A 26,599-nucleotide genomic window follows, 5' to 3' on the forward strand; every position below is an offset into this window, starting at 1 on the left:
ATGGCAAAAAATCGGTTTATTACTGGATATTCTGGACTCAGAGCGTTAGCAGTTATCGGTGTGATTTTATATCACCTGGATCCTAATACTTTTATTGGAGGCTATCTTGGAGTGCCGATTTTTTTCGTTTTAACAGGCTATTTAGTTACATGTCAGATACTTAAATCTTATGATGATGAAGGATACTTTGACGTTAAGAAATTCTATCTAGGTAGGTTAAAGAAGCTATATCCATCTTTAATTGCTGTTTTATGGCTAGCTGCTGCTTATATTATTTTATTTCAACGAAATTTATTAGCGAAATTAAATCAAATTGTTATTGCTAACTTATTAAATATCTATAATTTCTGGCAAATTTTTAACGGGCAGAGTTATTTTGAGCGTTTTGCAACAAATGAATCTCCCTTCACGCATTTATGGACAATGTCAATTAACGGACAGTTCTATATTTTATGGCCACTAGTGATTTTTTTACTCGTAAAATACGGTAAAAAAAGAAAGAGAATTTTTGAAATTCTTTTTGGCATTTCTATCCTTTCCGCCCTGAAAATGGCAATAATGTATAAAACCGGTGTTGATCTTAATCGGATATATTATGGAACTGATACACGTTTCTTTTCACTTGGTCTAGGTGCCGCGTTTGCAGTTATTTGGCCGATGGATAGGATGAAATCTCAAATTGAGCAAATAGATACAACTTTGCTTGATATTGTAGGTGCGATATCGCTAGTTACGATGCTCTTTCTTTTCTTTGGTCCAACAATGAATCCAGAAAAGGGCTTCCCATATTATGGCGGCATGCTACTGTTCACTATTTTTACTGTTATTTTGGTTGGCGTCATTGCTCATCCGGGAAGCCATTGGAATAGCTGGCTGACTAATCCAATTTTTAATTGGTTGGGCTCTAGGAGTTATGGTATTTACCTGTATCAATTTCCAATTATGATCTTTTTTGAAGATAAGGTCACTAATATGGCCGATCATGTGGTGTTATACCGACTAATTGAGCTATTATTAATTTTAGTATTCAGTGAAGCTTCATATCGTATTATTGAAAAGCCACTGGGGAAGATTACTTGGGCTAAATGCAAAGCTTTTTTCTCCAGATTACGTGATTTGGATGCCAAAAATAATTTTCTTAGAATAAGAACAGCTTTAATTGGCTTAGTTTTTATCGTTGGTAGTATTGCAATGCTTGTTTCGCCAACGGTTAAGGCGGAAGACTTTAATAAATCCCAACTTGCCTTAAGAATCAGTGCAAATCGAAAGCAACAAAACAAAGATAATAAAGCTTTGATTGCAAAAATGAAAAAGGCAAAAAAGAAGGATGAAAAAAAGAGCAAGCTGATAGCTCAAGCGAAGCGAAGCGCTAAAAAACATCCTGTAAATCGCTCCTATACAAAATATGGGATTAGCCAAGTTGACCTACAGCTGGGACAAAAAGTGCGCCTTACTGCAATAGGTGATTCGGTCATGGCCGGTTCGAGTAATGACTTAACCAAGTTAATGCCTAAGGCAATTATTGATGCGGCTATTTCACGTCAGCTAAATGTTGCTTTTGGATTGGTTAGTCAATATAAAGCCCAACATGCACTTGCTGACAATGTGCTAATTGGCTTAGGTACAAATGGGCCATTTGCCATGTCTGATTTAGAGCAGTTGATGAAAGAAGTTGGTCCAAAGCGACATGTTTTTTGGATAAATACGCACGTACCAAATAAACCATGGCAGAATCAAGTAAATAAATTACTGGCACATGCGGCGAAACGTTATCACAATCTTACAATTATTGACTGGTATGATTTTTCTAAAAATAAAACCGACTGGTTTTACGAAGATTTGACTCATCCAACACCAATAGGATCAAAGTACTACAGTGCTTTAATCGTCAAAACGATCACAAAAAACGCCAAATATTAGAACGAGGGACATATGGAATTAGAATTTTTAGGAACGGGTGCAGGGCAGCCATCTAAGCAGCGCAATGTTTCGAGTATTGCACTTAAAATGTTAGATGAAATTAACGAAATTTGGTTATTTGATGTTGGAGAAGCAACACAGCATCAAATTTTACGTACAAATATTAGATTACGAAAAGTGACCAAAATTTTTATTTCTCATAATCATGGTGATCATATTTTTGGGTTACCTGGCTTGCTTGCAACCAGATCGTTTCAAGGGGATGTTGGTCCGATAACTATTTATGGTCCTCCAGGACTAGAACAGTTTGTTCGCACTGCACTTAAAATTTCGCGTACAAAAATATCCTATCCAATCAAGTTTGTTCAACTTGAAGAGGGTGGTCTAATATTCCAAGGCCAAGGATTTAAAGTATATGCAGAAAAACTTGCGCATCGTGTTCCAAGCTTTGGGTACCGTGTAGTCGAAGATAACCATCAAGGTGAGTTGCTAATGAGTAAGTTAACGCAATATAATATTCCTAATGGACCATTACTTGGTAAACTTAAAAATGGTGAAAAAGTGACCTTAGACGATGGTACAATATTGGATGGAAATGATTTCTTAGGACCAAGTAAGCCAGGTAGAATAATTACAATTATTTACGATACTCGTTCTACGCCGACAATTGCAAAGCTTGCTAAGGATGCTGATGTATTGGTCCATGAATCAACTTTTGCTGGTCATGAAGCCGACTTAGCGCACTCATATTTTCATTCAACGGCGGTTGAAGCAGCTAAAATTGCGCGCGATAATGGAGTAAAAAGCTTATATTTGGATCATATTTCAGCCAGATATTTAGGGGCAAAAGCCAGAAAATTAGTAAACCAAGCCGAAAAAATTTTCCCTAATACTAAATTAGCGAATGATTTTGACCGGGTAATAATTCCAATGGAGGGTGAGCAGAATGAGTGACTCATTAAGAAATAAGGTCGTGGTTGTTACTGGAGCATCCAGTGGCATTGGCCATTCAATTGCTTTAGAAAGTGCGGGACGCGGTGCGACCGTAATTTTGATAGCACGAAACAAGGAAAAGCTGGAAAAGGTGGCGGCTGAGGCACATGAACTATCTGGTGCACCAACGTACAGCTTTGTTACTGACATGAGTGAAAGTGAGCAAATTGATGCTACTTTCAAGGACATTGTTAAAGTAACTAAACATGTTGATTACTTAGTTAACTGTGCCGGCTTTGGTAAATTTGAAAATTTTGTTGAAATGGATCGCCGTGAAGTTACTGCAATGTTCCAAGTTAACGTTTTGGGCTTGATGTACTTTACTAGACTAATCGGAAGACTAATGATGGACCAAAAGACCGGTCAAATCATTAATTTTGGTTCAATGGCTGGTAAGGTTCCAACTGTAAAATCAGCTGCTTATAGTGCCTCAAAAGCTGCAGTAATTCAATTTTCAAATGTCTTGCGTCTAGAACTAAAGCCATTCGGTGTTAAAGTAATGACGGTCAATCCAGGACCCGTTTACACGAATTTCTTTAATATTGCTGATAAAAGTGGTGAATATGTTAAAAACGTTGAAAGATACATTCTTGATCCTGATGATGTTGCTTGGCAAGTGGTTCACTTCTTTGGTAGCAATAAGCGTGAATTAAATATTCCGCTTAGTTTGGCCACTTTAGCTAAGCTTTATAATCTATTTCCATCAATTGGGGATAAATTATCCCTCAAGTTTGCCTCAAGAAAGTAGTGCGATAAATGAAAAATAAGACAAGACAAATAAAATTGATCTTAATCTTGATCCTTACTCTTTTAGCAGTGATTTTTGTCGTACTTAATACCAAAAATGTTGCAATTAATTTCGGCTTGTTTAATGTTAAGGTACCACTGATTATTATTTTGGTGCTAATGATTATTATAGGTGTCTTAATTGGCTGGTTTTTTGGAGCAAATGGGCATAAAAGGGACAAGAATAACTAATATATCTTGATTTATTTAAGATACAATAGTATCATTAACAAACGTGAAGTGTTTTAGGCACTGTTTTATTAGTGACCTAAAAACGTAATTCTACAATAAAGGAGATCAAATAAAATGGCAGTTCCTAAGAGACATACTTCTAAGCAAAAGAAACGTTCACGTCGTGGCCATATCAAGTTAGCTGTTCCAGCAATGCATTATGATGCAACTACTGGTGAATACCGTTTGAGCCACCGCGTTTCACCTAAAGGTTATTACAAGGGTCGTCAAGTTGTTAGTGAAACTAACGCAAGCGACAACAACTAATTTAAAGACACCTCAATTAAGGGTGTCTTTTTTTTACCTAAAATTTGTTCACGTAGATAGGATTAGACAAGATGGAACTAGTTTTCTTAAGTTCAAGTGATTTACATGGTTATATATTACCGACAGACTATCAAAGTCCCAAAGATTGCAATGCACCTTTTGGATTAAGTAGGGTTAGTAGCGTCATCAAGCGTGAGCAAGAGACGTATGGAAAGGATAATGTTGTCATCACTGATTCCGGCGATTTCCTGCAGGGCTCGCCATTAGCCTCATTTGCCCAGTCAACTAAAAATATTGAGCAGGTAAAAGAATTTCTTTCTTTGTATAATGCAATCGATTATGATGCACGGTGCTTGGGCAACCACGACTTCAATTACGGACTTGATTACTTAAACGATTGCATTAATAACAGTAGAGCGCCATTTGTAAATGACAATGTTTTGGATGAAAAAACCGGTCAACCTGCTTTTGGAAAAGACTATTTAATCGTCAATAAAAATGGGATAAGGGTAGGATTAATTGGTGCTACCACTAAAAAAGTTCCTTCATGGGAACCTGCGGAACATGTCGCGGGGCTTAGATTTGCCTCTGCATTTGCTCAAACAAAGTATTATGCGCAAATTCTACGCCCACAAGTAGATGTTTTAGCCGTAATTTATCATGGTGGCTTTGAAGCTGATCCCGAAAGTGGTATGCAAACTGAACCAGCAACAGGGGAAAACGAAGGCTACAAAATGCTGGCTGAAATTCCAGAAATTGATGTTTTCCTGACAGGACATCAGCACAAAAAGATGAGTGCGGTAGTTAATAACACAGCAATTGTACAGCCAGGATATCGCGGTGAAGCCGTCGGAAAAGTGGTATTAGAGATTGACGAACAGACTAAAAAAATCATCTCTAAAAAGGCAATGTTGATTGATACTGCAGAAGCCACTCCTGATTCAGAAATTATTAATCTTTCTACGGATTTAAACAAAAATACACAAAAATGGCTGGATCAGCCGATAGCAAAGTTAAGCCAGTCAGCACCAATTGAAGATGCAAATAAAGCGCGGATTGAGGGATCACCGTTTGTTAACTTGTTACAGCAAATGCAACTTTATTTTACTGGAGCAGATGTTTCAGCCACTGCAGTGATGAGTGAAACGGCGAAAGGCTTTAAACAAGAAGTAACAATGCGTGACATTTTGCTAAACTATCCGTATTCCAATTTGTTATGCAAAGTAAAAATTTTAGGCTCTGAACTACGAGCAATTGTTGAACATAGTTTATCTTTTTTAAAAAAAGATGATCTAGGAAAAATTAGTTTTGCACCTGAATATCAAGATTTATTATTTAACTTTGACGTTTTTTATCCAATTGACTATGAAGCTGATCTTAGTAGAGAAGTAGGCCAGCGCTTAACCAAATTTGAGCTAAAAGGCAGAGCAATTGAGCCAGAAAAGAGCTACTACTTAGCAGTTAACAATTATCGGGCAATGGGTGGCGGCTTTTATCCATGTTATAGTCAGGATAAAATTGAGGAAACACTTGATAAAGATTATGTCCAAATGTTTCAAGAATTTTTAACTCAAGCAAAGATACCAGTTGATCCAAGAAAAAATTATAAATTTTATTAAAACAAAAAGCCGCTAGCAGTCTATGCTAACGGCTTTTTAAGATCTATTTTAGCTTAGTGTATTGACTTTTATCTTTAACAGAATGAGCTGTAATTGTTGGGATAATAGCGGCAAATAGAACACCAAAAATCACACCAATAATAGCAGCTTCACCTAGGTTGAAGACGTTTTGCGTTAAAGGAGCTGCAATAAAACCCACAATTAACATATAAACAACGCTCCAACAAATGGTTACAATATAACGTCCCATAGTGTTGCCCTCTTTCATAGGAGAATTTTAGCAAAGTTTGGGCAGGTTTTCAAACTAAAAGAGTAGTTTTTGGTATACTAATTTTAATAGAAGGGAAGATGCCAAATGAAAATTGCTGCTTTACAAAATACAAGTTCTTTCACACTTCTTGAAAGTCCAATTAAAATTAAAGATCTTTTAATTGCCGCTAAAAGTGAAGGTTATGAGGCAGTTAGTCTAACTGACATAAATGTTACCTATGGTCTAGTTAACTTTTTTGAAGTGGCTCAAGATGTTGGCATTAAACCTATTTTAGGGATGCAGCTCAGATTAAACGGTCTAATTGATAATTCGCACCAATATGACATAATTGCACTGGCAAAAACTGATGAGGGCTATCGAAACATTCTACGCTTATCTAGTAGGATTAACTTATTAACTGAGAATGGGGCTAATAAGAAAATACTAACTTTAGACAAATTGGCTAAAGATCTTGGTGATCTAGTTTTAATTGTTCCGGCAAATTCATATAGCGAGTTGCTTAATTTACAAAAGCAGGATGACCAGCTCGGTAACGATTTTGTACGAAAGCTGCTTAAATTGGTGCCAGAAACAAGCTCTCTATACTTGGGAGTATATGGCTCGAAAAAACAGGAAGTTTATCTTACATATGTTAAAGAACTGGCTAAACAGTTTAAACTACCAATTGTTAGCCTGGAAGATACCAACTACCTGAAACCACATGATCAATTTTTAAAGAAAACATTACAGGCTGTAAAAAATGGTCTTGTCATGGAAGACATCGAATCACTAGCTAAGCAAGAAGGCTCGCATTATTTACCAAGTACGCAAGAATTAAGCATCAGGTACCATGATTTGGACCTTGATGAAGCACTAGAGAATACTTGGAAAATTGCTGAGCAATGTAATGCTAACATTGTTTTTCAAGAACCTGTTTTACCAAAATATAAACAAAACAAATTCCCGACTTCAAAGGAATATCTTACTTATTTGGCGCAAACAGGTTTGCAGTCTCGTTTTAAAAATCAAGAAATTCCTGCTAATTACCAAAACCAACTTGATTATGAATTAGGCATAATTGATGAAATGGGCTTTAACGATTATTTCCTAATCGTTTGGGACGTAATTAATTCCTGCCATCGTGCTAAAATTGTCACAGGTCCGGGACGTGGTTCGGCTTGTGGATCACTTGTTTCATATTCATTGCGGATTACCGAAGTTGATCCAATTGAATATCATCTTCTGTTTGAGCGTTTTTTGAATCCTTCAAGACACGAAATGCCTGATATTGATCTAGATATTCCTGACAATCGCCGAGATGATGTTATCAAGTATATGTTTGAAAAGTATGGGATGGATCATGCAGCGCAAATTTTAACCTTTGGTACTTTGGCGGCTAAACAAGTTTTACGTGATACTGGGCGTACATTTGGTTTAAGTGAAGCTGAAATGAGTAAGTGGTCGCAAAGTGTGCCGTTTTCTAAAACAAAAATTTCACTTGAAGAGTCTTATCAAAGTTCTAATAAGATGCGCTTATTGGTTGACGCTAGTTCGAAGAATAAGCTCCTTTTTGAAACGGCAAAGGGACTTGAAGGTCTGCCACGGCATTACTCAATCCATGCTGCTGGGTTGGTTTTAAGCGATAACTCAATTGCAGCGATTTCTGGATTGCAAGCCGGTCAGCTCGGTATACCGATTACACAACAAACTAAAAAGTATGTTGAAAGCCTGGGCTTATTAAAAATTGATTTTTTAGGACTCCGTAATCTAACAATTCTGGGTGACACTGTAGATATGATTCAGAGTCAAGGTAAGACAATTGATGTAAATCAAATACCGCTTGATGATCAAAAGACAATGGAAGCTTTCCAGAAAGGGGATACGGATTTAGTCTTTCAATTTGAATCTGGTGGGATTAAGAATGTTCTTCGTGAGCTTCATCCGGATAACTTTGAAGATCTCGTTGCGGTTAATGCTTTATATCGTCCGGGTCCAATGCAAAATATCCATTCTTTTATTGCTCGGAAAAGAGGAAAGGAAAAAGTTACTTATCCGGATCCAAGCCTTAAGGAAATTTTGGCACCAACGTATGGCATCTTGGTTTACCAGGAACAAGTTATGCAAACAGCTCAGATTTTAGCTGGCTTTTCTTTAGGTGAAGCTGACATCTTACGCCGGGCAATGTCCAAAAAGAACCAGCAAGTCATTGATCAAGAAAAAGATAAATTTATTGAGGGCACAGTAAAAAATGGACACCCTCGTGAAGTAGGAGAACGTGTATACAGCTATATTGAGCAGTTTGCTAACTATGGTTTTAATCGTTCCCATGCAGTTGCCTATACCAAAATGGCATTTTGGCTCGCATACTTAAAGGTTCACTATCCAGCAGAATTTTATGGCGCAATGCTAAATTCTAATAGTGGTAATCATTTTAAAATTAGTGATTACATTATGCGTGCTCAAGGAGCTGGAGTGAAAATTTTGCCACCTGATATCAATAAGAGTGATTTGAATTATCAGATGGTTGATGGTCGAATTCTGGTTGGTCTTCGCGCAATCAAGGGAATAAGAATTGATGCACTTAGGGAAATTTTAAAAGCACGTGGAAATAAACCTTTTACCTCGTTTACTAATTTTCTGCGTCGAATTGACTCCAAGTTTTTAAAAGTTAAGTTAATTCAGCCGTTAATTAAGGCAGGTTGTTTTGATAGTTTAAATAATAATCGGAATGAATTACTCAAAAATAGCCCAGAGATTATTGAAAATATTGAATTGACTGGCAACAATTTGGCTCTATCTGAAAGCTTGGGTGGCGTACCAATAAAACCAGCTGCAGCACCAACTAATACAGAAAAAGCTGATATGGAGCAAGAAGCACTAGGCTTTTCGACCATGACATCACCAATAGTTGCGGTACAAAAATATGCCGAAAAGTTTCATGCAAAAGCACTTAATGAGTTTGAAATTAACGAAGTTGGTGTCGCAGTAGGAAAACTGATGACATTAAAACTTGTCAAAACTAAGAAAAATACAACGATGGCATTTGCTAATTTTGTTGATTCTTCAAGTAGAGAAGATATTGTTATTTTTCCAAATGTTTATGAAAAAGCTCAGTCTATTTTAAAGGAAGGTGATATTTACCTTCTGAATGTTAAAGTTCAAAATGACCGCTTTGATTCAAGTAAAAAACAATACGTTTTACTGAACATAAAAGTGGTGAACTTTAAGGGATAAAGCGTTTTTTCTAACAATTTTTGGTGAGTAATGACTGTTAGCGCTAACAAGCAAAAAGACCGATAAAACGGTAAAATAAGTCATTTTTTTGAGATTTTTTTGGCAAAGAATGTTAGAATTTAGTGGATGTGAGAAATTACACAATAAATATTAATGAGGTGAATTCATGAAGCGAATTGGTATTTTAACGAGCGGCGGCGATGCTCCCGGCATGAATGCAGCTATTAGAGCTGTTACTAAGACTGCAATTCATAACGGGCTTGGTGTCGTTGGTATTCGTTATGGCTTTGCCGGGTTAGTTGCTGGTGACTTTGTTACGCTTACTGCTGAAAACGTTGACCACATGATAAGTTTAGGTGGCACATTTTTATATAGTGCACGTTTCCCAGAATTTGCACAACCAGAGGTGCAAAAAAAGGGTGTTGAACAACTAAAGAAGCATGATATTGACACTGTTATCGTAATCGGCGGTGATGGTTCTTATCATGGTGCCTTAGCCTTAACTCGTCTTGGCATTAACTCAATCGGTTTACCAGGTACAATTGATAATGATATCCCATGTACTGACTACACAATCGGTTTAGATACTGCCTGCAATACTGCGTTAGAAGCAATTGACAAGATTCGTGATACTGCAAGTAGCCACCACCGTGTGTTCATTGTTAACGTAATGGGCCGTGGTTGTGGTGATATTGCTATGCGTGTTGGTTTAGCAAGTGGTGCCGATGCAATTGTTGTTCCTGAACGTCCATACGATGTTAAAGAAATTGCTGAGACACTTAAGCGAGGCTTTGCAGCAGGCAAGGATCATGGTATTATCGTATTAGCTGAAGGCGTAATGGATGCCGAAGAATTTAGAACTGAACTTCTAAAATACGGTGACTTTGACGCTAGAGCTAATATCTTAGGTCATATGCAACGTGGTGGATCACCAACAGTTCTGGATAGAGTTAATGCAACTAAGATGGGTAATTATGCCGTTAAGTTGCTTCTCGATGGTAAAGGCGGTTTGGCTGTCGGTATGGAGAACGGTCAACTTGAAACGCACGATATCTTAGACCTGTTTGATGATACTCATCGCAGTGATGAGACGTTATTAGATATAAATGATGAAATGACTAAATAATTTAGTCGATTTTGGGGAGAATTTTACATAATGAAGAAAACTAAAATTGTTAGTACTTTAGGGCCAGCTTCAAACGATATTGAAACTATTACAGCTTTGGCTAAGTCAGGCGTAAACGTATTTCGTTTCAACTTTTCACATGGTGATCATGCTGAGCATTTATCACGTATGAAGATGGTTCGCCAAGTTGAAAAAGAAACTGGAATACTTCTTGGTATTGCTTTGGATACTAAAGGTGCTGAAATTAGAACCACTGATCAAGAAGGTGGCAAGTTCACTATTAATACTGGTGACGAAATCCGCGTTTCAATGGATGCTTCAAAACCTGGTAACAAGGACATGATTCATGTTACTTATGAAGGTCTATATGGTGATACTCACGTTGGTGGTCACGTTTTAATTGATGATGGTTTAGTTGATTTATTAATTAAAGAAAAAGACGACGCTAAGAAAGAATTAGTTTGTGAAGCTCAAAATACTGGAGTTATTGGTTCTAAGAAGGGTGTTAACGCACCTGGTGTTGAAATCCGCCTCCCAGGAATTACTGATAAAGACGCTGATGACATCAAGTTTGGTTTAGAGCACGGTATTAACTTTATCTTTGCCTCATTTGCACGTAAAGCTCAAGATATTCTTGATATTCGTAAGCTTTGTGAAGATGCTGGTTGTGATTACGTTAAGATCTATCCTAAGATTGAATCACAAGAAGGTATCGATAACGCAGACGAAATTTTACAAGTTTCAGATGGTTTGATGGTTGCTCGTGGTGACATGGGTGTTGAAATTCCATTTATCGATGTACCATTTGTTCAAAAGGACTTAATCAAGAGAGCTAATGCACTTGGTAAGCCAGTTATCACTGCAACCCAAATGCTTGACTCAATGCAAGAAAATCCTCGTCCAACCCGTGCTGAAGTTTCTGACGTAGCTAATGCAGTACTTGACGGTACTGACGCAACTATGCTTTCAGGTGAATCAGCAAATGGTCTTTACCCAGTTAAAGCTGTTTCAGCAATGGCTGAAATTGATGAAAGAACTGAACAAGAACTTCTTAAGCGTAACACTTTAGCTCTTCAAAGATTTGAAGAATACAAGGGTTCAAACGTTACTGAAGCTATTGGTGAATCAGTTGTCCGTACTGCTCAAGAATTAGGTGTTAAGACTATCATTACTGCAACCAACTCTGGTTACACTGCAAGAATGATTTCTAAATACCGTCCAAATGCTAACATCTTAGCTTTGACTTTTGACGAAAAGATTCAACACTCACTTGGCATTTGCTGGGGTGTTCAACCATTACTTACTGAAAAACCTGCTTCAACTGACGACATGTTTGATGTAGCTGCTAAAGTTGCTAAAGAACAAGGTTACGTTAAGGATGGCGACTTAGTAATCATCGTAGCTGGTGTTCCAGTTGGTGATTCAGGTACAACTAACTTAATGAAGCTTCAAATCATTGGTAGCAAATTAGCTCAAGGTTTAGGCGTTGGTAACGGTTCAGTTGTTGGTAAAACAGTTGTTGTAAACAGTGCTGAAGAAGCAATTAGCAAGACTAATGAAGGTGACATCCTTGTTGCTAAGAACACTGATCCTGATTACATGCCTGCTATCAAGAAGGCTTCAGGTTTAGTTGTTGAAGCTTCAGGCTTAACTTCACATGCTGCAGTTGTTGGTTTATCACTTGGTATTCCAGTAGTTGTAGGTGTAACTGATGCAACTGAAAAGATTGCTGGTGGTACTACTGTTACTGTTGATGCTCGTCGTGGTGCAATTTACCAAGGTGAAGTTTCAAACCTTTAATTGATAACTTTAAACGAAAAAGTCAGCTTAGTTAGCTGGCTTTTTTGTTTTGCTTTTTTCTTATCACCTTGTAAATAAATTAAATTGCTTCTTAAGAAAAATATTACGTGGTAAAATGTTATACTTAGTGAATAGAATATGTAAAATTAAAGGGAGAATTTTATGCTTGGCACAATTGCAAAAGGAAAGGTCATCGATCAAAATGATGATGCCTATTATGTTCAAATTGAGGGTATTACTTATGAGCTGAAACGTAAAGAAATAACCCAAGAAGAACCACCTAAACTTGGTGATGAAGTAAAAGGCTTTCTGTATGACGATAAGCAGCATAATCGCCAAATGACCCAGTTTTTACCTTTTGCTCAAGCGGATCAGTATGGCTGGAGTAAAGTGACAGACGTAAGGTTTGACTTAGGAGTCTTTGTTGATATCGGGTTGCCTGATAAAGATGTTGTTTTATCAGTCGATGATTTACCTTTTAACAAAGATGTGTGGCCAAGAAAAGATGATCAGCTTTTAGTTCATCTTGAAACAGATGATAAAGACCGTATCTGGGCCAAGCTGGCAGATGAAGATATTTTTGACCAACTTTCGGCTCACTTTCCAACTGATATGAAAAATAAAGATGTCTTTGGAACAGTGTATTCTAGTCGCGATGTAGGTGCTTTTGTCATTACTAGTGACTATTATTTGGCTTTCGTTCATGCTTCACAAATGGCGCAGCCATTACGTGTTGGTGAGCAATTTAAAGGTCGTGTAGTGGGCATTAGTCAATATGGACGCTTAAACTTAAGTAGCTTACCTCGTGCTTTTGAAGAAATTGATGATGACGCTCAAATGATTCTGATGAGCTTACGTCGTAAAAGAGATAAGACCTTGCCTTTTTATGACAAGTCAGATGCTCAGGAAATTAAAAACTACTTTGGCATTTCTAAGTCAGCTTTTAAACGTGCTTTGGGCCATTTACTTAAAAACAGATACATTTCAGAAGATAAGGAAGCAGGATCAATTACTTTAATTAATGATCCTGAAGCTGAAGAAAATGAATAAGCTGCAAGAAGATGTTGAAGATTATCTGCGCTATAGTCAAATTGAACGTGGATTAAGTGATAATACAATTTTTGCTTATCGACAAGATCTAATGGATTTCTTGGCCTTTTTGAAAAAAGAAGGACTCGATTCTTGGCCAACAAAAGCGGTGGATATAGATGCTTTTTTAGCCGAACAGCGTGATTTAAATAAAGCAACAAGTTCGATTAGTAGGATGATTTCAAGTCTAAGAAAATTTTATCAATGGCTGGTTAGGCAAAACATTCAAAAAATAAATCCTATGCTTGAAATTGATTCACCCAAAAAAGAACACCGTTTACCTGTAGCATTAAGTGTTGATGAAGTAACAAAGTTGCTCGATCAACCCGATGTAACTAAGAAATTGGGCATACGAGATCGAGCCCTGTTAGAAACTTTATATGCAACAGGAATTAGGGTGAGTGAACTAATTAATTTGAAATTTAGTGATCTGCACGAAGAACTAAAGCTGCTGAAAGTATTGGGCAAAGGATCAAAAGAACGTCTGATACCAATTAGTGATGTGGCAATTTCTTGGATTAAGAGTTATCAGGAGAAAGTAAGAGATCCGCTTCTTTTAAAATCTGGCAAATACACCGACACCATTTTCCTGAATAATCGTGGTGGTGCATTGACTAGACAGGCTGTTTGGCAAATTATTAAGCGTTATTGTCAAATGGCTGGAATCAAGAAAAATGTTACTCCACATACATTACGCCATACTTTTGCAACTCACTTGCTTGAAAATGGTGCTGATTTAAGAGTGGTGCAAGAAATATTAGGGCACTCAGATATCAGTACGACGCAGATTTATACTAATTTATCGCAGCAGCATATTTTGCAAGTGTATGCTAAAACACATCCACGAACCTAGGTGATTGAATGCTGATTCAATGCAAAAAAGATAAAGAAAAAGTGGCAATGGGCTTATTGTCCTACTTGCCAGATTTTAAAAATTTGGATAATTTAAGAGACGAAATTGAACTCAATAAAAATAGTGAAGAATTTCGGCTGTTTTTGTATCGGGATGATGATCCTAACTTTGTTGGTGTAATGGGAACTCAATGGGATAATGAGTTTATTGTTGTACGTTATCTCTCACTGGCGCCAGATTATCGTCAAGCCAAAACAGAGAGTAAAATAATGCAAGAATTGGCAAGCAGTAATCCGACCAAAAAGATTACCGCCGTACCAGAGTACATTTATTTAGTAAAATATTTAACTAAAGATAATTAAAAGATGAACAGTAATTTAACTTTAGAATTACCAAACTTTGAGGGACCATTAGATTTGCTCCTTCATTTAATCAAATCGCAAAAAATTGATATTTATGATATTCCGATTGCACAAATCACTAGTCAATATTTATCCTATTTGCATGAAATGCAAAGATTAAATTTAAAAATTGCTGGTGAGTATTTTGTGATGTCCTCAATGTTGTTACGAATTAAGTCACAGTCTTTATTACCCAAAAACGATTTTACGGAAGATGAGGGGCCTGAAGAAGACCCAAGGGATGAACTTGTTCAACAATTAGTGCAGTACTCAGTTTTTAAAAAGATTTCTGCTTATTTTAAAGAACGAAATGAGGAGGTTCCGATTACTGCTGCTAAAGAAGAAAGTGTTCCGCAAACTAAAAAAGTTCAGCCGCTACCATTAGGACAAATTACCTCTTCAGAATTGGCAAATACATTTATTGTAGTTCTGCAGCGGTTAAAAATTAGACAGCCTGACGCTGTCTCGGTTGACGTCAAGGAAACCCCAATTACCGAAATGATTGATTACTTACACCAAAAATTGGCTACACAACGAAAAATTAGCTTTTTTTCTTGTACGGATAAAATGAAGAATTTATCTGATGTAATCGGCTTGTTCTTAGCATTACTTGAGCTTTGTAAAAAGCAGGAAATCAGAGTGCAGCAGGCACATACCTTCGGTGACTTAGAACTAGAAAGAATAGACCAAAATGATAAGTAAAATAGCTCAATTAGAGGCTCTACTATATGTGGCAGGAGATAGCGGCATACCAACCAATAACTTGTGTGATCTGATGCGAGTGGAGCATTCTGCATTGCGAGAACTAGCCAAGCAGTTAGCTGACAAACTAAGCAAAAACCCTGATTCTGGCCTCCAGGTATTGTATATAAATCACAGCTATAAATTAACTACAAGGCCTGAAGTAAGTGAGTTAGTCTCGAACTTTTTCCAAAAAGATGTTACAAAAACACTCAGTCAATCGGCACTTGAAATTCTGTCGATAGTTGCTTATAAACAGCCAATTACTAGAGTTGAAATAGATGAAATTAGGGGAGTTAATTCCTCAGGTGCTTTGCAAACCTTGGTTTGGCGCGGTTTGATTAAAACTGAAGGAAAAAAAGATGTTCCAGGACATCCAAATTTATATGTAACTACAACGTACTTTTTACAATATTTTGGCTATCAAAGTTTGGCTGATTTACCTTTAATAGAAGATTTTGAAGATGAGAGCATTAACTCTGAGGGAGAAATTGATTTATTCTCTGCAAGAGGAAAAGCTGATGAAAATATTGCCAAGGCACAAAAGGGAGAAAAATAATGGTCTTACAACGATTACAAAAAGTTATTGCGGAAGCAGGCATTGCTTCACGTCGAGGCGCTGAAAAAATAATTCAAGAAGGTAGGGTAACGGTTGATGGTAATGTCGTTACTAAGCTTGGCACAAAAGTTGATACTTTCAGTAATATTACCGTCGATGGTGAGCCAATTGAGCGTGAGAGTCTGCATACATATCTTTTCTACAAACCGCGAGGCGTTGTTTCAACCGTTAAGGATGATAAGGGACGTAAGACTGTGGTTGACTTCTTTAAAGATGTACCTTATCGGTTATATCCAATTGGTCGTTTGGACTATGATACCTCAGGCTTGTTATTAATGACAAACGATGGTGAATTAGCTAACTTGATGATGCATCCACGTAACAAGGTAGCCAAAGTTTATGTGGCTAAAATTGAAGGTCAATTAACGCCGGAAGAAATTAAAAAATTATCTTCTGGTGTAGAAATTGATCATCGTAAAAGCTCACGTGCCAAGGTTAAAGTTGTTCGCACTGATAAAAAGAAAAAATTCCAAATTGTGCAGCTTACTATCCACGAAGGACATTACCATCAAGTTAAACGAATGTTTAAAGCAGTTGGGCATCAGGTTATTAAACTGTCACGTGAGCGCTATTCGTTTTTAACTTTAGAATCTCTTGTTTCAGGAAAGTATCGTGAATTATCTCATGCTGAAGTTGACAGGCTAAAGCATGTGAACTAATATATGTTTGTAATTGAATATAAGTTTGTTGTCTTCAGGGCAGGGTGAAAATCCCGACCGGTGGTGAGAGTCCACGACCCACGCAAGTGGTGGAATCAGTTATGATACCGATAGTTAAAGTCTAGATGAAAGAAGACAGACTAAACTTAAGCTGTGAATGATATATGATATATGGGTTCATTCCATTTAAGCGGGTCTGTTGCTAGGAGCAACAGACCTGTTGTTTTTTGGAGGAAAACATATTGAAAAGGAAAAATACTAGTAATTTAGCCAATATTATTGCATACGCTCTAATCGGTACAATTGCATTCATTTTAATGGAAATTGCTTTTCCGTTGCCGGTTGCCAGCTTTTTGAAATTTGATTTTTCAGATGTTATTGTGACGATTGGAACTTTTCTATTTGGGGCTTTGCCTGGATTGTTTATCGCTTTTATCAGAATGCTAATTAATTTGATATATAATGGTTTTGCGTTGCCAAGTATTATTGGTCAATTAGCAGCTTTACTTGCATCCATGTCATTTGCATTACCGTTTTACTTTGTTACCAAAGATCTTTCTGTTGACGAAAAAAACGCAACAAAAAGACACCTGAAGCCACTTTTGGGAATATTAATTGGGATTGTTGCAATGACAATTGTTTTGGCAACATTGAATGCACTTGTTCTAACACCAATTTATGCTGTATCAACAGTACCAAATCTACCTGCTATTCACGGTTATTCTGGTTTACTTAACTTCACAGAAAAGGTTTATTTAGGGCAATTACTTCATATTCCATCAATGAGTGCTTACATTTTCGGAATTATTGTGCCGTTTAATTTATTAAAGGGCGCAATTAACGGTGTAGTTGTATTCTTACTATTTGAAACTGTTCTGAGAAGCTTGAAACCATTCGTACGTAAATATTTCAAATTAAATAAATAAGTATAAGAAGCGTTGGGATTTTCCTAGCGCTTTTATTTTGCTTAAACATGTTGTTTTTATTTCAACATCTAGTATAATATAACTTGTTAATTATAAATCAACATGAAAGAAAGGCGTTTATTAATGAAATATGCTGTTACTGCTGCTACAGGCAACTTTGGTTTGTTAGCAGTCAATTATTTATCAAAGTTAGTTGATCCAAAAGATATTATTGTTATCGCTAGAAATGAGCAAAAAGCTCAACAACTTTTCCCAGATTTTGAAATTAGAAAAGGCAATTATGATAGTGTAGAAGAAATGACTGACGCACTTAAAGGAATTGATCGAGTACTCTTTATTTCATCACAGCCTGGTGGTCCGGTAGAGCGTAGTGTTCAACATCAGAATGTTGTTTCTGCACTTCAAAAAAATCATGTGAGTTTTGTGGCTTATACTAGTTTTGCTAATGCGCAATCTTCAAAAACTGCATTGGCAGATGACCATAAGCTGACAGAAAAGCTAATTGAAGAAGCAGACATCCCACATTCATTTTTACGAAACAATTGGTATCTAGAAAATGAGGCTGGCTTCTTTGAAAGTGGAAAGACACGCCAAAAGGCTATTTATTGGGCAGGTAATAAAGCAGGTTGGGCGCTTGAGCGTGAATATGCGGAAGCTGCTGCAAAAGTTCTTACTTCTGAAAATCCACAAGCAATTTATGAATTTTCAGGCAAAGCAGTTACATATGAAGTGCTAGGAGAGGCTTTAAATAAGGCACTTGCTCAGCCATGTGATGTTGCGCAGGTTTCTAAACAGGAGTATACTCTTGATTTAGAAAATCAGGGCTTAGATAATCAAACAGCTGCATTATATGCTTCCTTCCAGGATCCAATTGACAATGGCTCGTTAAGTGAGACCAGCAGTGATCTGCAAAACGTACTTGGAAGAGAATTGACTACTCTAAGTGATGGTATCAAAGAGATACTTTCGAAGTAAGGTGAGGACAAATCAAATACTCATATAAATTAAGTGACGCGATTCATTTGCTAGCTTATCTAGTAATATGTTCGGACTGTGATCAATCCAGTAAAGCAATCGCTGCCAGTATTGAAGCAAATCCGAGTGTAATTAGAAGTTTGATGAGTGATTTGAAAAAGTCCAACATCATTACTGGGCGTCAAGGCTTAGCTAAACCAACTCTAACCAGAAATCCTGCAGAAATTAGTATTTTTGATATTTACCAAGCAATTAATATCAATCATCATCTTTTGCATGTTGATCCTGAGACTAATCCTAAGTGTATTGTTGGTGGCAATATCCAGGAGGTATTAGGGAATGTCTATTCTGAAATTGAGCAAAGTGCACAACAAAAAATGAAAGAGATTTCTCTACAAGAAGTTGTAAATCAAATTTTGCAAAAAAATAAAGATAAGTAAAGTAAACTGACAAATAATCTAGAAAAAGGAATTTTTCTAGATTATTTTTTATCCATTTTAATTAGTAAATATGCTAAAATTAAGCCAGCTAGGTTGAAGGAGTTTTTTAAATGCAGCAAAACCATGAAGGACCATATAAACATTATGAACGTCCTAGCAGCAAAAGAGCAATAATAAATAAAACTGGCTCTCGAGCATGGCAAGTGACGGTTATTTTTTTGGTTGTTGTCTTAGTAGCACTTGTTCCAGTAGTTCATCACTTGTCTTCGGCTGAAAAGACGAATGAACGGGTTGTTGAATTGCAAAAGTCAACTAAGAAAAAGGTGCATTCTAAGCTTAAAAAGATGCGCAAGAAAAAAACTAAATCTACTGTCCAGAAACAGACTAGGAAAAAAACGCAAGTTAACTCGCAAGATGAGATTAAAACTAAAAAGAAAATTTCGCAGCCAACAGAGTATACTGTACAAACAGGGGATTCTCTGACCAGTATTGCGGACAAATTCCATTTAACAGTTGATGAGTTGATTCAGATTAATCAACTTGATTCAACCGGTCAAGTTAATGCTGGACAAGTTCTTAAATTAAAATAAATTGTAGAAAGGTTGGGACATACAGTCCCTTTTTTATTGGCATGCAAGTAGCAATTGATGGACCAGCTTCAGCTGGAAAAAGTACAGTAGCAAAGATTATTGCGCAAAAATTAAATTTTACATATATCGATACAGGAGCAATGTATCGCGCTTGTACGGTTATCGCAAAAGAAAATAACATAGATTATGGTAATGAACAAGGCATCTTAGCTGCAATCGATCGCAATGAAATTCAACTTAAAGCAGTTGACGGTGGGCAAAAAGTATACGCTGGTGACAAGGACATAACTCGTGATGTCCGTTTACCTGAAATTTCTGCCAATGTTTCTCAAGTTTCAGCTCTTCCAAAAATCAGAGAGAAAATGGTCAGCCTTCAAAGAAAAATGGCCGGTGAAATGAATGTGGTAATGGATGGGAGAGACATTGGAACTACTGTTCTACCAAATGCAGAAGTAAAAATATTTTTGGTTGCAACAGCTCATTCTCGAGCACAAAGAAGAATGCTTGACTTGAAACAACAAGGAATTAAAAGTGACCAAACCTTGCAAGAAATAGAGCAGAGTATTCAGGAAAGAGACTATAAAGATTCTCATCGTCAAATTTCTCCTTTAAAAAAGGCGACTGATGCTGTTGAAATTGACACAACTGAGATGAATATTGACCAAGTAGTTGAAGCAATTTTAGTACAAATCAAAAAATCTCAAAAAAATATTTAAAAAACAGGCTAAAAGAGTAGAAAAATATCTTACTTTCATTTAGAATTAGATTATGATATTGGGAGGTAAATAATGTCAGAAAACAGTAATCAATTTTTAGATGCATTAAAGCAAATGCAAGGAGTTGAGGTTGGCGATATTGTAGACGTTGAAGTTTTAGACGTTGAAGATGGTCAAATCGATGTTGGTGTAGAAAATGCTGGTGTCGAAGGTGTTGTTCCTCGTCGTGAATTCACTTCAGATCGCAACTTAGACTTACGCGAAGCAGTTAAACCAGGCGATAAATTCAAAGCTTTAGTTTTGAGAAAAGCTGGTGGTGACAAGGAGAACGGTGAGTTCTTCTTCTCAGTAACTCGTCTTAAGGAAAGAGAAGCTTATGACGAATTACAAAAAGACTTCGAAGAAGGTAAAACAATCGAGGGTACTGTTACTTCATCAGTACGTGGTGGTTTATTAGTTGATGTTGGTACTAGAGGTTTCTTACCAGCTTCACTTATTTCTAACCGTTATGTTTCTGATCTTAAACCTTACATTGGTAAAACAATGAAGCTTAAGATTACAGAAATTGACCCAAGTAAGAACCGTCTGATTCTTTCTCACAAAGACTTAATCGAAGAAGAACGTGAAGAAGCCTTTGATAAAGTTGCATCACAACTAGTTGTTGGTGATGTGGTTGAAGGTAAAGTATCTCGTTTAACTAATTTTGGTGCCTTTGTTGATGTTGGTGGTGTGGACGGTTTAGTTCACATATCTGAAATTTCATACAAGCACGTGGACAAACCTAGTGATGCTTTGAAGGTTGGTCAAGATGTTAAAGTTAAAGTAATCGGTATAGACGATGACAGACATCGTATCTCCCTTTCAATTAAACAAACTGAGCCTTCCCCATTTGAGCAAGCTACTGCTGAATTAAACGAAGGCGATATCTTTGAAGGCGAAGTTAAGTCTTTAACTAACTTCGGTGCTTTTGTTGAAGTTGCTGACGGCATTCAAGGCTTAGTACATGTTTCTGAAATTTCATTTAAGCATGTAGATAAGCCAAGTGATGTTTTGGAAGTTGGACAAAAGGTTAAGGTTAAGGTTTTAAACATTGACCCTAGTGAACGTAGAATTTCTCTTTCAATGAAGGCTGCAGATTCTAAGGGTTCTGAAAATAGCGAAGAATCACATTCACACAGTTCATACAACAAAAACGCAGTTAACAAGAAGTATATGAGCAATGATGACAGCGGTTTTGCATTAGGTGACATAATTGGTGACCAATTGAAAGATCGTCGTTAGTTTTTAATTAAAAGAGCCGACTTTGTTAAGTCGGCTCTTTTATTGTTAGGAGGCTGGAAATATGGTTTTGCCCGTAGTTGCTATTGTTGGACAACCAAATGTTGGTAAATCAACGCTTTTCAACCGGATTATTAATGAGCGTTTGGCAATCGTCGAAGACAAGCCAGGGGTAACCCGAGACCGAAACTACGCACAAGCTGAATGGCTAGGGCACAAATTTGATTTGATCGATACCGGTGGTATTACTTGGGAAGACGGACGGATAGAGGATGAGATCAGGGCGCAGGCTGAAATAGCAATTGACGAAGCAGATGTCATTGTTGCTTTGACTAGTGCAACTAATCAAGTAACCAATTTGGACGAACGTATCGCACAAATGCTTTACCAGACTAAAAAACCTGTAATTTTGGCAGTTAATAAGACCGATAATCCTGAACAAAGAATGGATATTTATGATTTCTACAGTTTAGGTCTTGGCGAGCCAATTCCAATTTCAAGTGTTCATGGTACTGGTATAGGTGATTTGCTAGATCGAATCGTCAGTGAATTACCAAAAGACTTGGACAATAATGACAATGATCAGATTTCTTTCAGTGTTATTGGGCGTCCTAATGTTGGCAAATCATCAATTGTCAACCGGTTACTCGGTGAAAAACGAGTAATCGTGAACAATGAGGAAGGAACAACTAGAGATGCAGTTGACACACCATTTGAAGGTGAGGATGGAACTAAGTATCGTATAGTTGATACTGCAGGAATCAGACGCCGCGGGAAAGTATATGAAAAAACTGAAAAATACTCCGTAATGAGAGCAATGAGTGCGATTGAGCATTCAAACGTCGTTTGTTTAGTTTTAGATGCAAGTACTGGTATCCGAGAGCAGGATAAACATGTGGCCGGATATGCACATGATGCGGGGCGTGGCATTATTATTGTTGTCAATAAATGGGATTTACCAAAGAAGAATAGTAATAGTGGCAAGGAATTTGAGCAAACAATAAGAGAAGAATTCCAATATCTTGATTATGCACCAATTATTTTTGTTTCCGCTAAAACTGGTCAAAATCTTGATCAAATTCCGAAAATGGTTAAACGTGTACACGAAAACCAAGTTCAGAGAATTAGGTCTAGTGTGCTAAATGATCTATTGCTTGAAGCAAGTAAGTTAGTTCCAACACCAATGATCAAAGGAAAGCGACTTAGAGTATATTACATGACGCAAGTGGCGGTTAATCCACCTACTTTTGTCGTTTTTGTCAATGATCCGGAATTAATGCACTTTTCTTACGAAAGATTTTTGATTAACCAGCTGCGAGATAACTTTGACTTTACCGGTACACCAATCAAAGTTATTGGACGTAAAAGGAAATAACTTTGTATCTGCCAAATAAAGAAAAATGGCATTTTTTGCCTAAATCACTTGTTGTACTATAGGTTTTGTGCTATTTTGAAACAAGGAAAGAATGATTGGGAAAGAATCATTGTTCCTTGTTTCTCTATTGAGAAATAAGTATGAATTTCTATTATGAAATTCAATTTTGGGAGGTGAATTTCCAGATGGCAAATAAAGCAGAATTAGTTACTGAAGTCGCTTCAAAAACTAAATTGACCAAAAAAGATGCTGCAACAGCTGTTGATGCAATTTTTAACTCAATTCAAGAAGACCTTGCTAAAGGTGAAAAGGTACAATTGATTGGTTTTGGTACTTTTGAAGTACGTCAACGTGCAGCTCGCAAGGGACGTAACCCACAAACTGGTGATGAAATTGAAATTCCAGCTAGTGTTGTTCCTGCATTTAGACCTGGTAAAGCGCTTAAAGACGCTGTTAAATAAAACTAATGGTTCTATCAAAAAAGATGATGGCGTACTTGCTATCATCTTTTTTGATTGTTATTCTTTTAAAGAAAGTTAGATTATAACTATTTCCATAATTAAAAAGGTGATAATGATGAGCTATTCCGAACAACTTCTTGATTCAATAGAGAAGCAAGATTTTTCGCAAGAAAAGGTTTTACTGAAAAAAGCTTTAGACGAGGATGAACCAGAAGTTTTGGCGTCGCTAGCTGAGAATTTAATGGGACTTGGTTTTACTGACTTGGCTAAGGATGTATACCGAAGTTTAATTGCCAGGTTTCCTAAAGAAGATCTGTTTAAAATTTATTTAGCAGAGATTTTATTAAATGATGGTAAAGATGATGATGGCTTGTCCTTACTTTACGATATCCCAGAAGATTCCCCTTCATATCTAGATGGTCTTTTGGTACAGGCTGATTACTATCAAACCAATGGTTTGCTTGAAACAGCATATAGCAAGCTGAAAAAAGCAGCTAAAATTGCCCCTGATGAAGATGTTGTTAAATTTGGTTTGGCTGAATTAGACTATCTAAGTGGCCGCTACGAACAAGCACTTGATTTGTATCGTGACTTGTTGAAACGGCAAAGCACTTTTAGTGAGATCAACTTGAGTGACCGCCTGTTTCAGACGCTTGCAAAATTGGGCCGCTATGAAGAAGCTAGTGAAGTAATCGATCAGCATGGTAGCGATATCTTAGATATTGACAGTAAATATCAGGCTGCTCTAATTATGCTTGCTGTTGGCAAAAATGATCAAGCGATTAAATATCTTGATGAAGTAATTGACCAAAGTCCTGATTATGTTAATGCATATCGTTTATTAGCTACAGCGTATCAAAATAAAAATGATGATGATCAAACCTTACGTTCAGCACAAGCTGGGATTGCTTATAATGAGCTCGACCCAGTGCTGTATTCTAAGGGGGCTAGTGCTGCTGTACGACTCAATGATTTTGCCACTGCTGAGAATTTGCTTCTAAAGGGGTTAAAATTCCTGCCAGAAGATATTGATTTACTATTACAGTTATCAAACGTCTATTTGCAAGAAGGCAAGTATGACGAAAATTTGCAGTTGTTTAAAGATGTAGATGAAGATGATCTTGATCCACAGGCACACTGGAACTTAGCATTGTCATATCAAGCTTTGGATCAAAATGAGCAAGCAAAAAGTGAATTTCTGCTTGCCTATCCCGAATTTCAAAATAATGCAGATTTCTTGAAACAAATGATTCGCTTCTTTAATACCGAAGCAAATTCCCAACAGGTAGTTAAGGAATTGCTTATGCGCTATCTCAAACTTGAGCCTGAAGATACTGAAATGCAAGAACTTAATAATGATCTTTTAGATAGTTAAAAAACTTCTTAACTGAGTAAATTCAGTTAAGAAGTTTTTGCTATTTGGCTTGTCTAAGAAAATGTGTTAAATTTTCTCCTATTATTGTAGCTAGCCGATTTGAATTAATATGGCGCAAGTCAGCTAAGGCAGTGAGCGTTTGTTTCAAGATACCAGGATAGTCGGCTATGCTAACTGGTTTATTTAGTAGCCATTCTACTGAATTCAAACCGTCAGTTTCGATTAACAAATGATCTAATGGAACATTTTGGGCTAATTTAATAATCGTAGGGTTGTCTAGAATATCAAGGCAAATGCTAAAATAGCAGCCAAGATCAATGTAGTCTTTTTGATATTTTAGGCAATCATACCAATGCACAAAGTAATTATTGGGATATTGCCGAATTATTGCGAGAATTTCTTTTTCGCAGCCTTTGGTGTGAAGAATAACCGGTTTTTGCTTTTTAGCTGCCCAAGCAAGTTGTTTTCTAAAAGTTTTTGTTTGAAGTTTTATATCATTTTTTGTCCAAACCGAATCAAGCCCAATTTCACCAACTGCGTCGGCTTGTTCTAAATAAGGAACAATTTCCTCAAACTTTAATTTGTTAACATCCCATGGGTGAATACCAAAACTAAGTGGCTGTCTATGCAGGGTTAACTTAGAATTGATTTGCCATTCTTCTGTAGTTTGACAGTTTATAATGGCTTTTATTTGTTGTTTGATTTGCAATTGTGCGAGCTCTTGATTGTTTGCTAGATGGCAGTGTGCGTCAATTAACATTTACTTTTGTTCCTTCTACAATAAAAATTATCAACTAATTCTATCGTAAATGCCTTTTAAACTATTGTCTAATATTTTTAAATAGGAGCAAATTCGTAAAATAAAACCCCTGGTTTTCGCAGATCAGCAAGAACAGGGGGCCTTATTGACATGTTGAGTTTTTTATTTTAGTTACTTACGAATCAGTAAATGTTGTCGTTTTTGCTTATACGTAAATCCTTCACCTAAGGCTTCGTGCACTTCAATTACGCTCACAAATGCTTTAGGATCTTCTGCTGCGATTAGTTCCTTAACTGCAGGAATTTCACGCGGTGAAACTACGAGGTAGATTACAGGACGCTTTGTCTTTTTGTAACCGCCGCGGGCCTCAAGATAAGTAAAACCGCGATCTAGTTTTAAATCAATCATTTCAGCAATCTTTTCATAGTTATCAGAAATGATGAGTAGACCCCTTGCAGAATATGCCCCTTGTTGTACTGTATCCATTACGCGAGACAGAATGAATGATGCAACTAGCGTATACATAATATGTTTTAAGTCTAAGTATGAAAGGGAAGCAAATAAAATAATTGCATCGCAGAATAATAAAACTTTCCCAGAAGATAGGCCATATTTTATCTGGCAAATTCTAGCGATAATATCAGTCCCACCTGAAGTACCATTATAGCGAAAAACTAAACCTAACCCTATTCCGGAAAGTGTTCCAGCCAAAATTGCGGACAGGAAGAGGTCGTGTTCCAAGTTTAATTGATATATAATAGGAACTAAGCGCCAAAACCACAAGAAAAAAGAGAGCCAAAGTGTTCCCCAAATTGTATAGGCTAAAAGTCGTTTACCCATAAAACGGTAACCAAGAATTATAAGAGGGATGTTTAATAGAAGTGAAGAAAGTCCCATGTTAATGCCCCAGAAGTGTCTGAGCAAAAGGGTGATTCCACTAATACCGCCATCGGTTAGTTGATTAGGTGCAGAAACCATATCTAGGCTTAGGCCGTATATGGCGCAACCAAGCATTATCATGAATAATTCAAGTATGTTTCTTTTTGTAAGTTTATGCATAAAGTTGTCATCTTTCTTTTTATTTTCATCACCTTAAACGTAACATATTTTGATCT

Annotated in this window: 27 protein-coding genes and 1 riboswitch; of the genes, 24 read left to right on the forward strand and 3 right to left on the reverse strand. The window is 36.8% G+C overall.

All coding sequences use genetic code 11. The features are described from left to right. The 6 genes from DKL56_RS03610 (at window position 1) to DKL56_RS03635 (ending at window position 5,816) form a co-directional block, all read left to right on the forward strand. The gene (locus tag DKL56_RS03610; protein WP_109715443.1) at window positions 1-1,920 is read left to right on the forward strand and encodes an acyltransferase family protein; all 1,920 of its coding nucleotides are present in this window, start codon (window positions 1-3) and stop codon (window positions 1,918-1,920) included. Window positions 1,921-1,932: 12 nt separating this feature from the next. Next, window positions 1,933-2,874, forward strand: coding sequence for a ribonuclease Z (gene rnz, locus DKL56_RS03615; RefSeq protein ID WP_046306797.1), 942 nt, complete (start codon window positions 1,933-1,935; stop codon window positions 2,872-2,874). After that, window positions 2,867-3,661 (forward strand): SDR family NAD(P)-dependent oxidoreductase, encoded by a 795-nt coding sequence (locus tag DKL56_RS03620; protein ID WP_109715444.1) that lies wholly within the window; start codon window positions 2,867-2,869, stop codon window positions 3,659-3,661. Before rnz ends, DKL56_RS03620 begins: the two co-directional genes overlap by 8 nt. Before the next feature lie 8 nt (window positions 3,662-3,669). Next, entirely contained in the window at window positions 3,670-3,891 is a 222-nt protein-coding gene (locus tag DKL56_RS03625; RefSeq protein WP_046306800.1) for a lipopolysaccharide assembly protein LapA domain-containing protein, read from the forward strand. Window positions 3,892-4,005: 114 nt separating this feature from the next. Continuing rightward, window positions 4,006-4,197, forward strand: coding sequence for a 50S ribosomal protein L32 (gene rpmF / locus DKL56_RS03630; RefSeq protein ID WP_046306801.1), 192 nt, complete (start codon window positions 4,006-4,008; stop codon window positions 4,195-4,197). A 71-nt stretch (window positions 4,198-4,268) separates the two neighbouring features. Continuing rightward, window positions 4,269-5,816 (forward strand): bifunctional metallophosphatase/5'-nucleotidase, encoded by a 1,548-nt coding sequence (locus DKL56_RS03635; RefSeq protein ID WP_109715445.1) that lies wholly within the window; start codon window positions 4,269-4,271, stop codon window positions 5,814-5,816. Between the two features lie 43 nt (window positions 5,817-5,859). Here the strand turns inward: DKL56_RS03635 and DKL56_RS03640 are convergent, their stop codons facing one another. Continuing rightward, window positions 5,860-6,066: a YjzD family protein gene (locus tag DKL56_RS03640; RefSeq protein WP_109715446.1), complete on the reverse strand. Its 207-nt coding sequence runs from the start codon at window positions 6,064-6,066 to the stop codon at window positions 5,860-5,862. Between the two features lie 105 nt (window positions 6,067-6,171). Between DKL56_RS03640 and DKL56_RS03645 the strand changes: the two genes are divergently transcribed. From DKL56_RS03645 to DKL56_RS03730, 18 genes are all read left to right on the forward strand, one after another. Further along, window positions 6,172-9,300 (forward strand): DNA polymerase III subunit alpha, encoded by a 3,129-nt coding sequence (locus DKL56_RS03645; RefSeq protein WP_109715447.1) that lies wholly within the window; start codon window positions 6,172-6,174, stop codon window positions 9,298-9,300. A gap of 166 nt (window positions 9,301-9,466) precedes the next feature. Continuing rightward, window positions 9,467-10,426, forward strand: coding sequence for a 6-phosphofructokinase (gene pfkA / locus DKL56_RS03650; RefSeq protein WP_109715448.1), 960 nt, complete (start codon window positions 9,467-9,469; stop codon window positions 10,424-10,426). 30 nt (window positions 10,427-10,456) lie between these two features. After that, entirely contained in the window at window positions 10,457-12,226 is a 1,770-nt protein-coding gene (gene pyk, locus DKL56_RS03655) for a pyruvate kinase (protein ID WP_074425407.1), read from the forward strand. A gap of 162 nt (window positions 12,227-12,388) precedes the next feature. Then, a complete protein-coding gene (locus tag DKL56_RS03660; RefSeq protein WP_109715449.1) occupies window positions 12,389-13,276 on the forward strand; it encodes a CvfB family protein in 888 nt (295 codons plus the stop codon). Beyond that, a complete protein-coding gene (xerD, locus tag DKL56_RS03665; protein WP_109715450.1) occupies window positions 13,269-14,168 on the forward strand; it encodes a site-specific tyrosine recombinase XerD in 900 nt (299 codons plus the stop codon). Before DKL56_RS03660 ends, xerD begins: the two co-directional genes overlap by 8 nt. Window positions 14,169-14,176: 8 nt before the next feature. Then, on the forward strand, window positions 14,177-14,530 hold the full coding sequence (locus DKL56_RS03670; protein ID WP_074425402.1) for a reductase: 354 nt from the start codon (window positions 14,177-14,179) through the stop codon (window positions 14,528-14,530). A 3-nt stretch (window positions 14,531-14,533) separates the two neighbouring features. Next, the gene (locus DKL56_RS03675) at window positions 14,534-15,271 is read left to right on the forward strand and encodes a segregation and condensation protein A (RefSeq protein ID WP_074425401.1); all 738 of its coding nucleotides are present in this window, start codon (window positions 14,534-14,536) and stop codon (window positions 15,269-15,271) included. Further along, entirely contained in the window at window positions 15,261-15,869 is a 609-nt protein-coding gene (gene scpB, locus DKL56_RS03680; RefSeq protein ID WP_109715451.1) for an SMC-Scp complex subunit ScpB, read from the forward strand. Before DKL56_RS03675 ends, scpB begins: the two co-directional genes overlap by 11 nt. Continuing rightward, a complete protein-coding gene (locus tag DKL56_RS03685) occupies window positions 15,869-16,588 on the forward strand; it encodes a pseudouridine synthase (protein WP_109715452.1) in 720 nt (239 codons plus the stop codon). The genes scpB and DKL56_RS03685 overlap by 1 nt, the downstream gene beginning before the upstream one ends. A 26-nt stretch (window positions 16,589-16,614) precedes the next feature. Beyond that, window positions 16,615-16,729, forward strand: a riboswitch (FMN riboswitch). 101 nt (window positions 16,730-16,830) lie between these two features. Then, on the forward strand, window positions 16,831-17,514 hold the full coding sequence (locus DKL56_RS03690; protein ID WP_420812398.1) for an ECF transporter S component: 684 nt from the start codon (window positions 16,831-16,833) through the stop codon (window positions 17,512-17,514). A gap of 123 nt (window positions 17,515-17,637) precedes the next feature. Continuing rightward, window positions 17,638-18,489, forward strand: a complete 852-nt coding sequence (locus DKL56_RS03695) for an NAD(P)H-binding protein (RefSeq protein ID WP_109715453.1) — start codon at window positions 17,638-17,640, stop codon at window positions 18,487-18,489. An 11-nt stretch (window positions 18,490-18,500) separates the two neighbouring features. Next, entirely contained in the window at window positions 18,501-18,929 is a 429-nt protein-coding gene (locus DKL56_RS03700) for an Rrf2 family transcriptional regulator (RefSeq protein ID WP_109715454.1), read from the forward strand. Window positions 18,930-19,039: 110 nt separating this feature from the next. Further along, on the forward strand, window positions 19,040-19,519 hold the full coding sequence (locus DKL56_RS03705; RefSeq protein ID WP_109715455.1) for a LysM peptidoglycan-binding domain-containing protein: 480 nt from the start codon (window positions 19,040-19,042) through the stop codon (window positions 19,517-19,519). Between the two features lie 41 nt (window positions 19,520-19,560). Continuing rightward, on the forward strand, window positions 19,561-20,235 hold the full coding sequence (gene cmk / locus DKL56_RS03710) for a (d)CMP kinase (protein WP_109715456.1): 675 nt from the start codon (window positions 19,561-19,563) through the stop codon (window positions 20,233-20,235). A 72-nt stretch (window positions 20,236-20,307) separates the two neighbouring features. Next, window positions 20,308-21,516, forward strand: a complete 1,209-nt coding sequence (gene rpsA, locus DKL56_RS03715) for a 30S ribosomal protein S1 (protein ID WP_046306830.1) — start codon at window positions 20,308-20,310, stop codon at window positions 21,514-21,516. A gap of 61 nt (window positions 21,517-21,577) precedes the next feature. Continuing rightward, window positions 21,578-22,888, forward strand: coding sequence for a ribosome biogenesis GTPase Der (der, locus tag DKL56_RS03720; protein WP_109715457.1), 1,311 nt, complete (start codon window positions 21,578-21,580; stop codon window positions 22,886-22,888). Window positions 22,889-23,073: 185 nt separating this feature from the next. Next, the gene (locus tag DKL56_RS03725) at window positions 23,074-23,349 is read left to right on the forward strand and encodes an HU family DNA-binding protein (RefSeq protein ID WP_046306834.1); all 276 of its coding nucleotides are present in this window, start codon (window positions 23,074-23,076) and stop codon (window positions 23,347-23,349) included. Window positions 23,350-23,464: 115 nt separating this feature from the next. After that, a complete protein-coding gene (locus DKL56_RS03730) occupies window positions 23,465-24,724 on the forward strand; it encodes a tetratricopeptide repeat protein (RefSeq protein ID WP_109715458.1) in 1,260 nt (419 codons plus the stop codon). Window positions 24,725-24,764: 40 nt separating this feature from the next. Here DKL56_RS03730 and DKL56_RS03735 read toward each other — a convergent pair whose 3' ends face one another. Both DKL56_RS03735 and DKL56_RS03740 read right to left on the reverse strand, forming a co-directional pair. Next, window positions 24,765-25,484 carry a TatD family hydrolase gene (locus DKL56_RS03735; protein WP_109715459.1) on the reverse strand — a complete coding sequence of 240 codons (720 nt, stop codon included), beginning with the start codon at window positions 25,482-25,484 and terminating at the stop codon, window positions 24,765-24,767. 171 nt (window positions 25,485-25,655) lie between these two features. Further along, window positions 25,656-26,543, reverse strand: coding sequence for a YitT family protein (locus tag DKL56_RS03740; protein ID WP_109715460.1), 888 nt, complete (start codon window positions 26,541-26,543; stop codon window positions 25,656-25,658). Window positions 26,544-26,599: the final 56 nt, after the last annotated feature.

This window comes from Lactobacillus apis (assembly GCF_003150935.1).
Lineage (GTDB): Bacteria > Bacillota > Bacilli > Lactobacillales > Lactobacillaceae > Lactobacillus > Lactobacillus apis.

What these genes read in the sequence shown, in the direction of transcription:
- DKL56_RS03610 (WP_109715443.1), top strand. Translation starts at nt 1, where the DNA reads ATGGCAAAAAATCGGTTTATTACTGGATATTCTGGACTCAGAGCGTTA.
- rnz (WP_046306797.1), top strand. Translation starts at nt 1,933, where the DNA reads ATGGAATTAGAATTTTTAGGAACGGGTGCAGGGCAGCCATCTAAGCAG.
- DKL56_RS03620 (WP_109715444.1), top strand. Translation starts at nt 2,867, where the DNA reads ATGAGTGACTCATTAAGAAATAAGGTCGTGGTTGTTACTGGAGCATCC.
- DKL56_RS03625 (WP_046306800.1), top strand. Translation starts at nt 3,670, where the DNA reads ATGAAAAATAAGACAAGACAAATAAAATTGATCTTAATCTTGATCCTT.
- rpmF (WP_046306801.1), top strand. Translation starts at nt 4,006, where the DNA reads ATGGCAGTTCCTAAGAGACATACTTCTAAGCAAAAGAAACGTTCACGT.
- DKL56_RS03635 (WP_109715445.1), top strand. Translation starts at nt 4,269, where the DNA reads ATGGAACTAGTTTTCTTAAGTTCAAGTGATTTACATGGTTATATATTA.
- DKL56_RS03640 (WP_109715446.1), bottom strand. Translation starts at nt 6,066, where the DNA reads ATGGGACGTTATATTGTAACCATTTGTTGGAGCGTTGTTTATATGTTA.
- DKL56_RS03645 (WP_109715447.1), top strand. Translation starts at nt 6,172, where the DNA reads ATGAAAATTGCTGCTTTACAAAATACAAGTTCTTTCACACTTCTTGAA.
- pfkA (WP_109715448.1), top strand. Translation starts at nt 9,467, where the DNA reads ATGAAGCGAATTGGTATTTTAACGAGCGGCGGCGATGCTCCCGGCATG.
- pyk (WP_074425407.1), top strand. Translation starts at nt 10,457, where the DNA reads ATGAAGAAAACTAAAATTGTTAGTACTTTAGGGCCAGCTTCAAACGAT.
- DKL56_RS03660 (WP_109715449.1), top strand. Translation starts at nt 12,389, where the DNA reads ATGCTTGGCACAATTGCAAAAGGAAAGGTCATCGATCAAAATGATGAT.
- xerD (WP_109715450.1), top strand. Translation starts at nt 13,269, where the DNA reads ATGAATAAGCTGCAAGAAGATGTTGAAGATTATCTGCGCTATAGTCAA.
- DKL56_RS03670 (WP_074425402.1), top strand. Translation starts at nt 14,177, where the DNA reads ATGCTGATTCAATGCAAAAAAGATAAAGAAAAAGTGGCAATGGGCTTA.
- DKL56_RS03675 (WP_074425401.1), top strand. Translation starts at nt 14,534, where the DNA reads ATGAACAGTAATTTAACTTTAGAATTACCAAACTTTGAGGGACCATTA.
- scpB (WP_109715451.1), top strand. Translation starts at nt 15,261, where the DNA reads ATGATAAGTAAAATAGCTCAATTAGAGGCTCTACTATATGTGGCAGGA.
- DKL56_RS03685 (WP_109715452.1), top strand. Translation starts at nt 15,869, where the DNA reads ATGGTCTTACAACGATTACAAAAAGTTATTGCGGAAGCAGGCATTGCT.
- DKL56_RS03695 (WP_109715453.1), top strand. Translation starts at nt 17,638, where the DNA reads ATGAAATATGCTGTTACTGCTGCTACAGGCAACTTTGGTTTGTTAGCA.
- DKL56_RS03705 (WP_109715455.1), top strand. Translation starts at nt 19,040, where the DNA reads ATGCAGCAAAACCATGAAGGACCATATAAACATTATGAACGTCCTAGC.
- cmk (WP_109715456.1), top strand. Translation starts at nt 19,561, where the DNA reads ATGCAAGTAGCAATTGATGGACCAGCTTCAGCTGGAAAAAGTACAGTA.
- rpsA (WP_046306830.1), top strand. Translation starts at nt 20,308, where the DNA reads ATGTCAGAAAACAGTAATCAATTTTTAGATGCATTAAAGCAAATGCAA.
- der (WP_109715457.1), top strand. Translation starts at nt 21,578, where the DNA reads ATGGTTTTGCCCGTAGTTGCTATTGTTGGACAACCAAATGTTGGTAAA.
- DKL56_RS03725 (WP_046306834.1), top strand. Translation starts at nt 23,074, where the DNA reads ATGGCAAATAAAGCAGAATTAGTTACTGAAGTCGCTTCAAAAACTAAA.
- DKL56_RS03730 (WP_109715458.1), top strand. Translation starts at nt 23,465, where the DNA reads ATGAGCTATTCCGAACAACTTCTTGATTCAATAGAGAAGCAAGATTTT.
- DKL56_RS03735 (WP_109715459.1), bottom strand. Translation starts at nt 25,484, where the DNA reads ATGTTAATTGACGCACACTGCCATCTAGCAAACAATCAAGAGCTCGCA.
- DKL56_RS03740 (WP_109715460.1), bottom strand. Translation starts at nt 26,543, where the DNA reads ATGCATAAACTTACAAAAAGAAACATACTTGAATTATTCATGATAATG.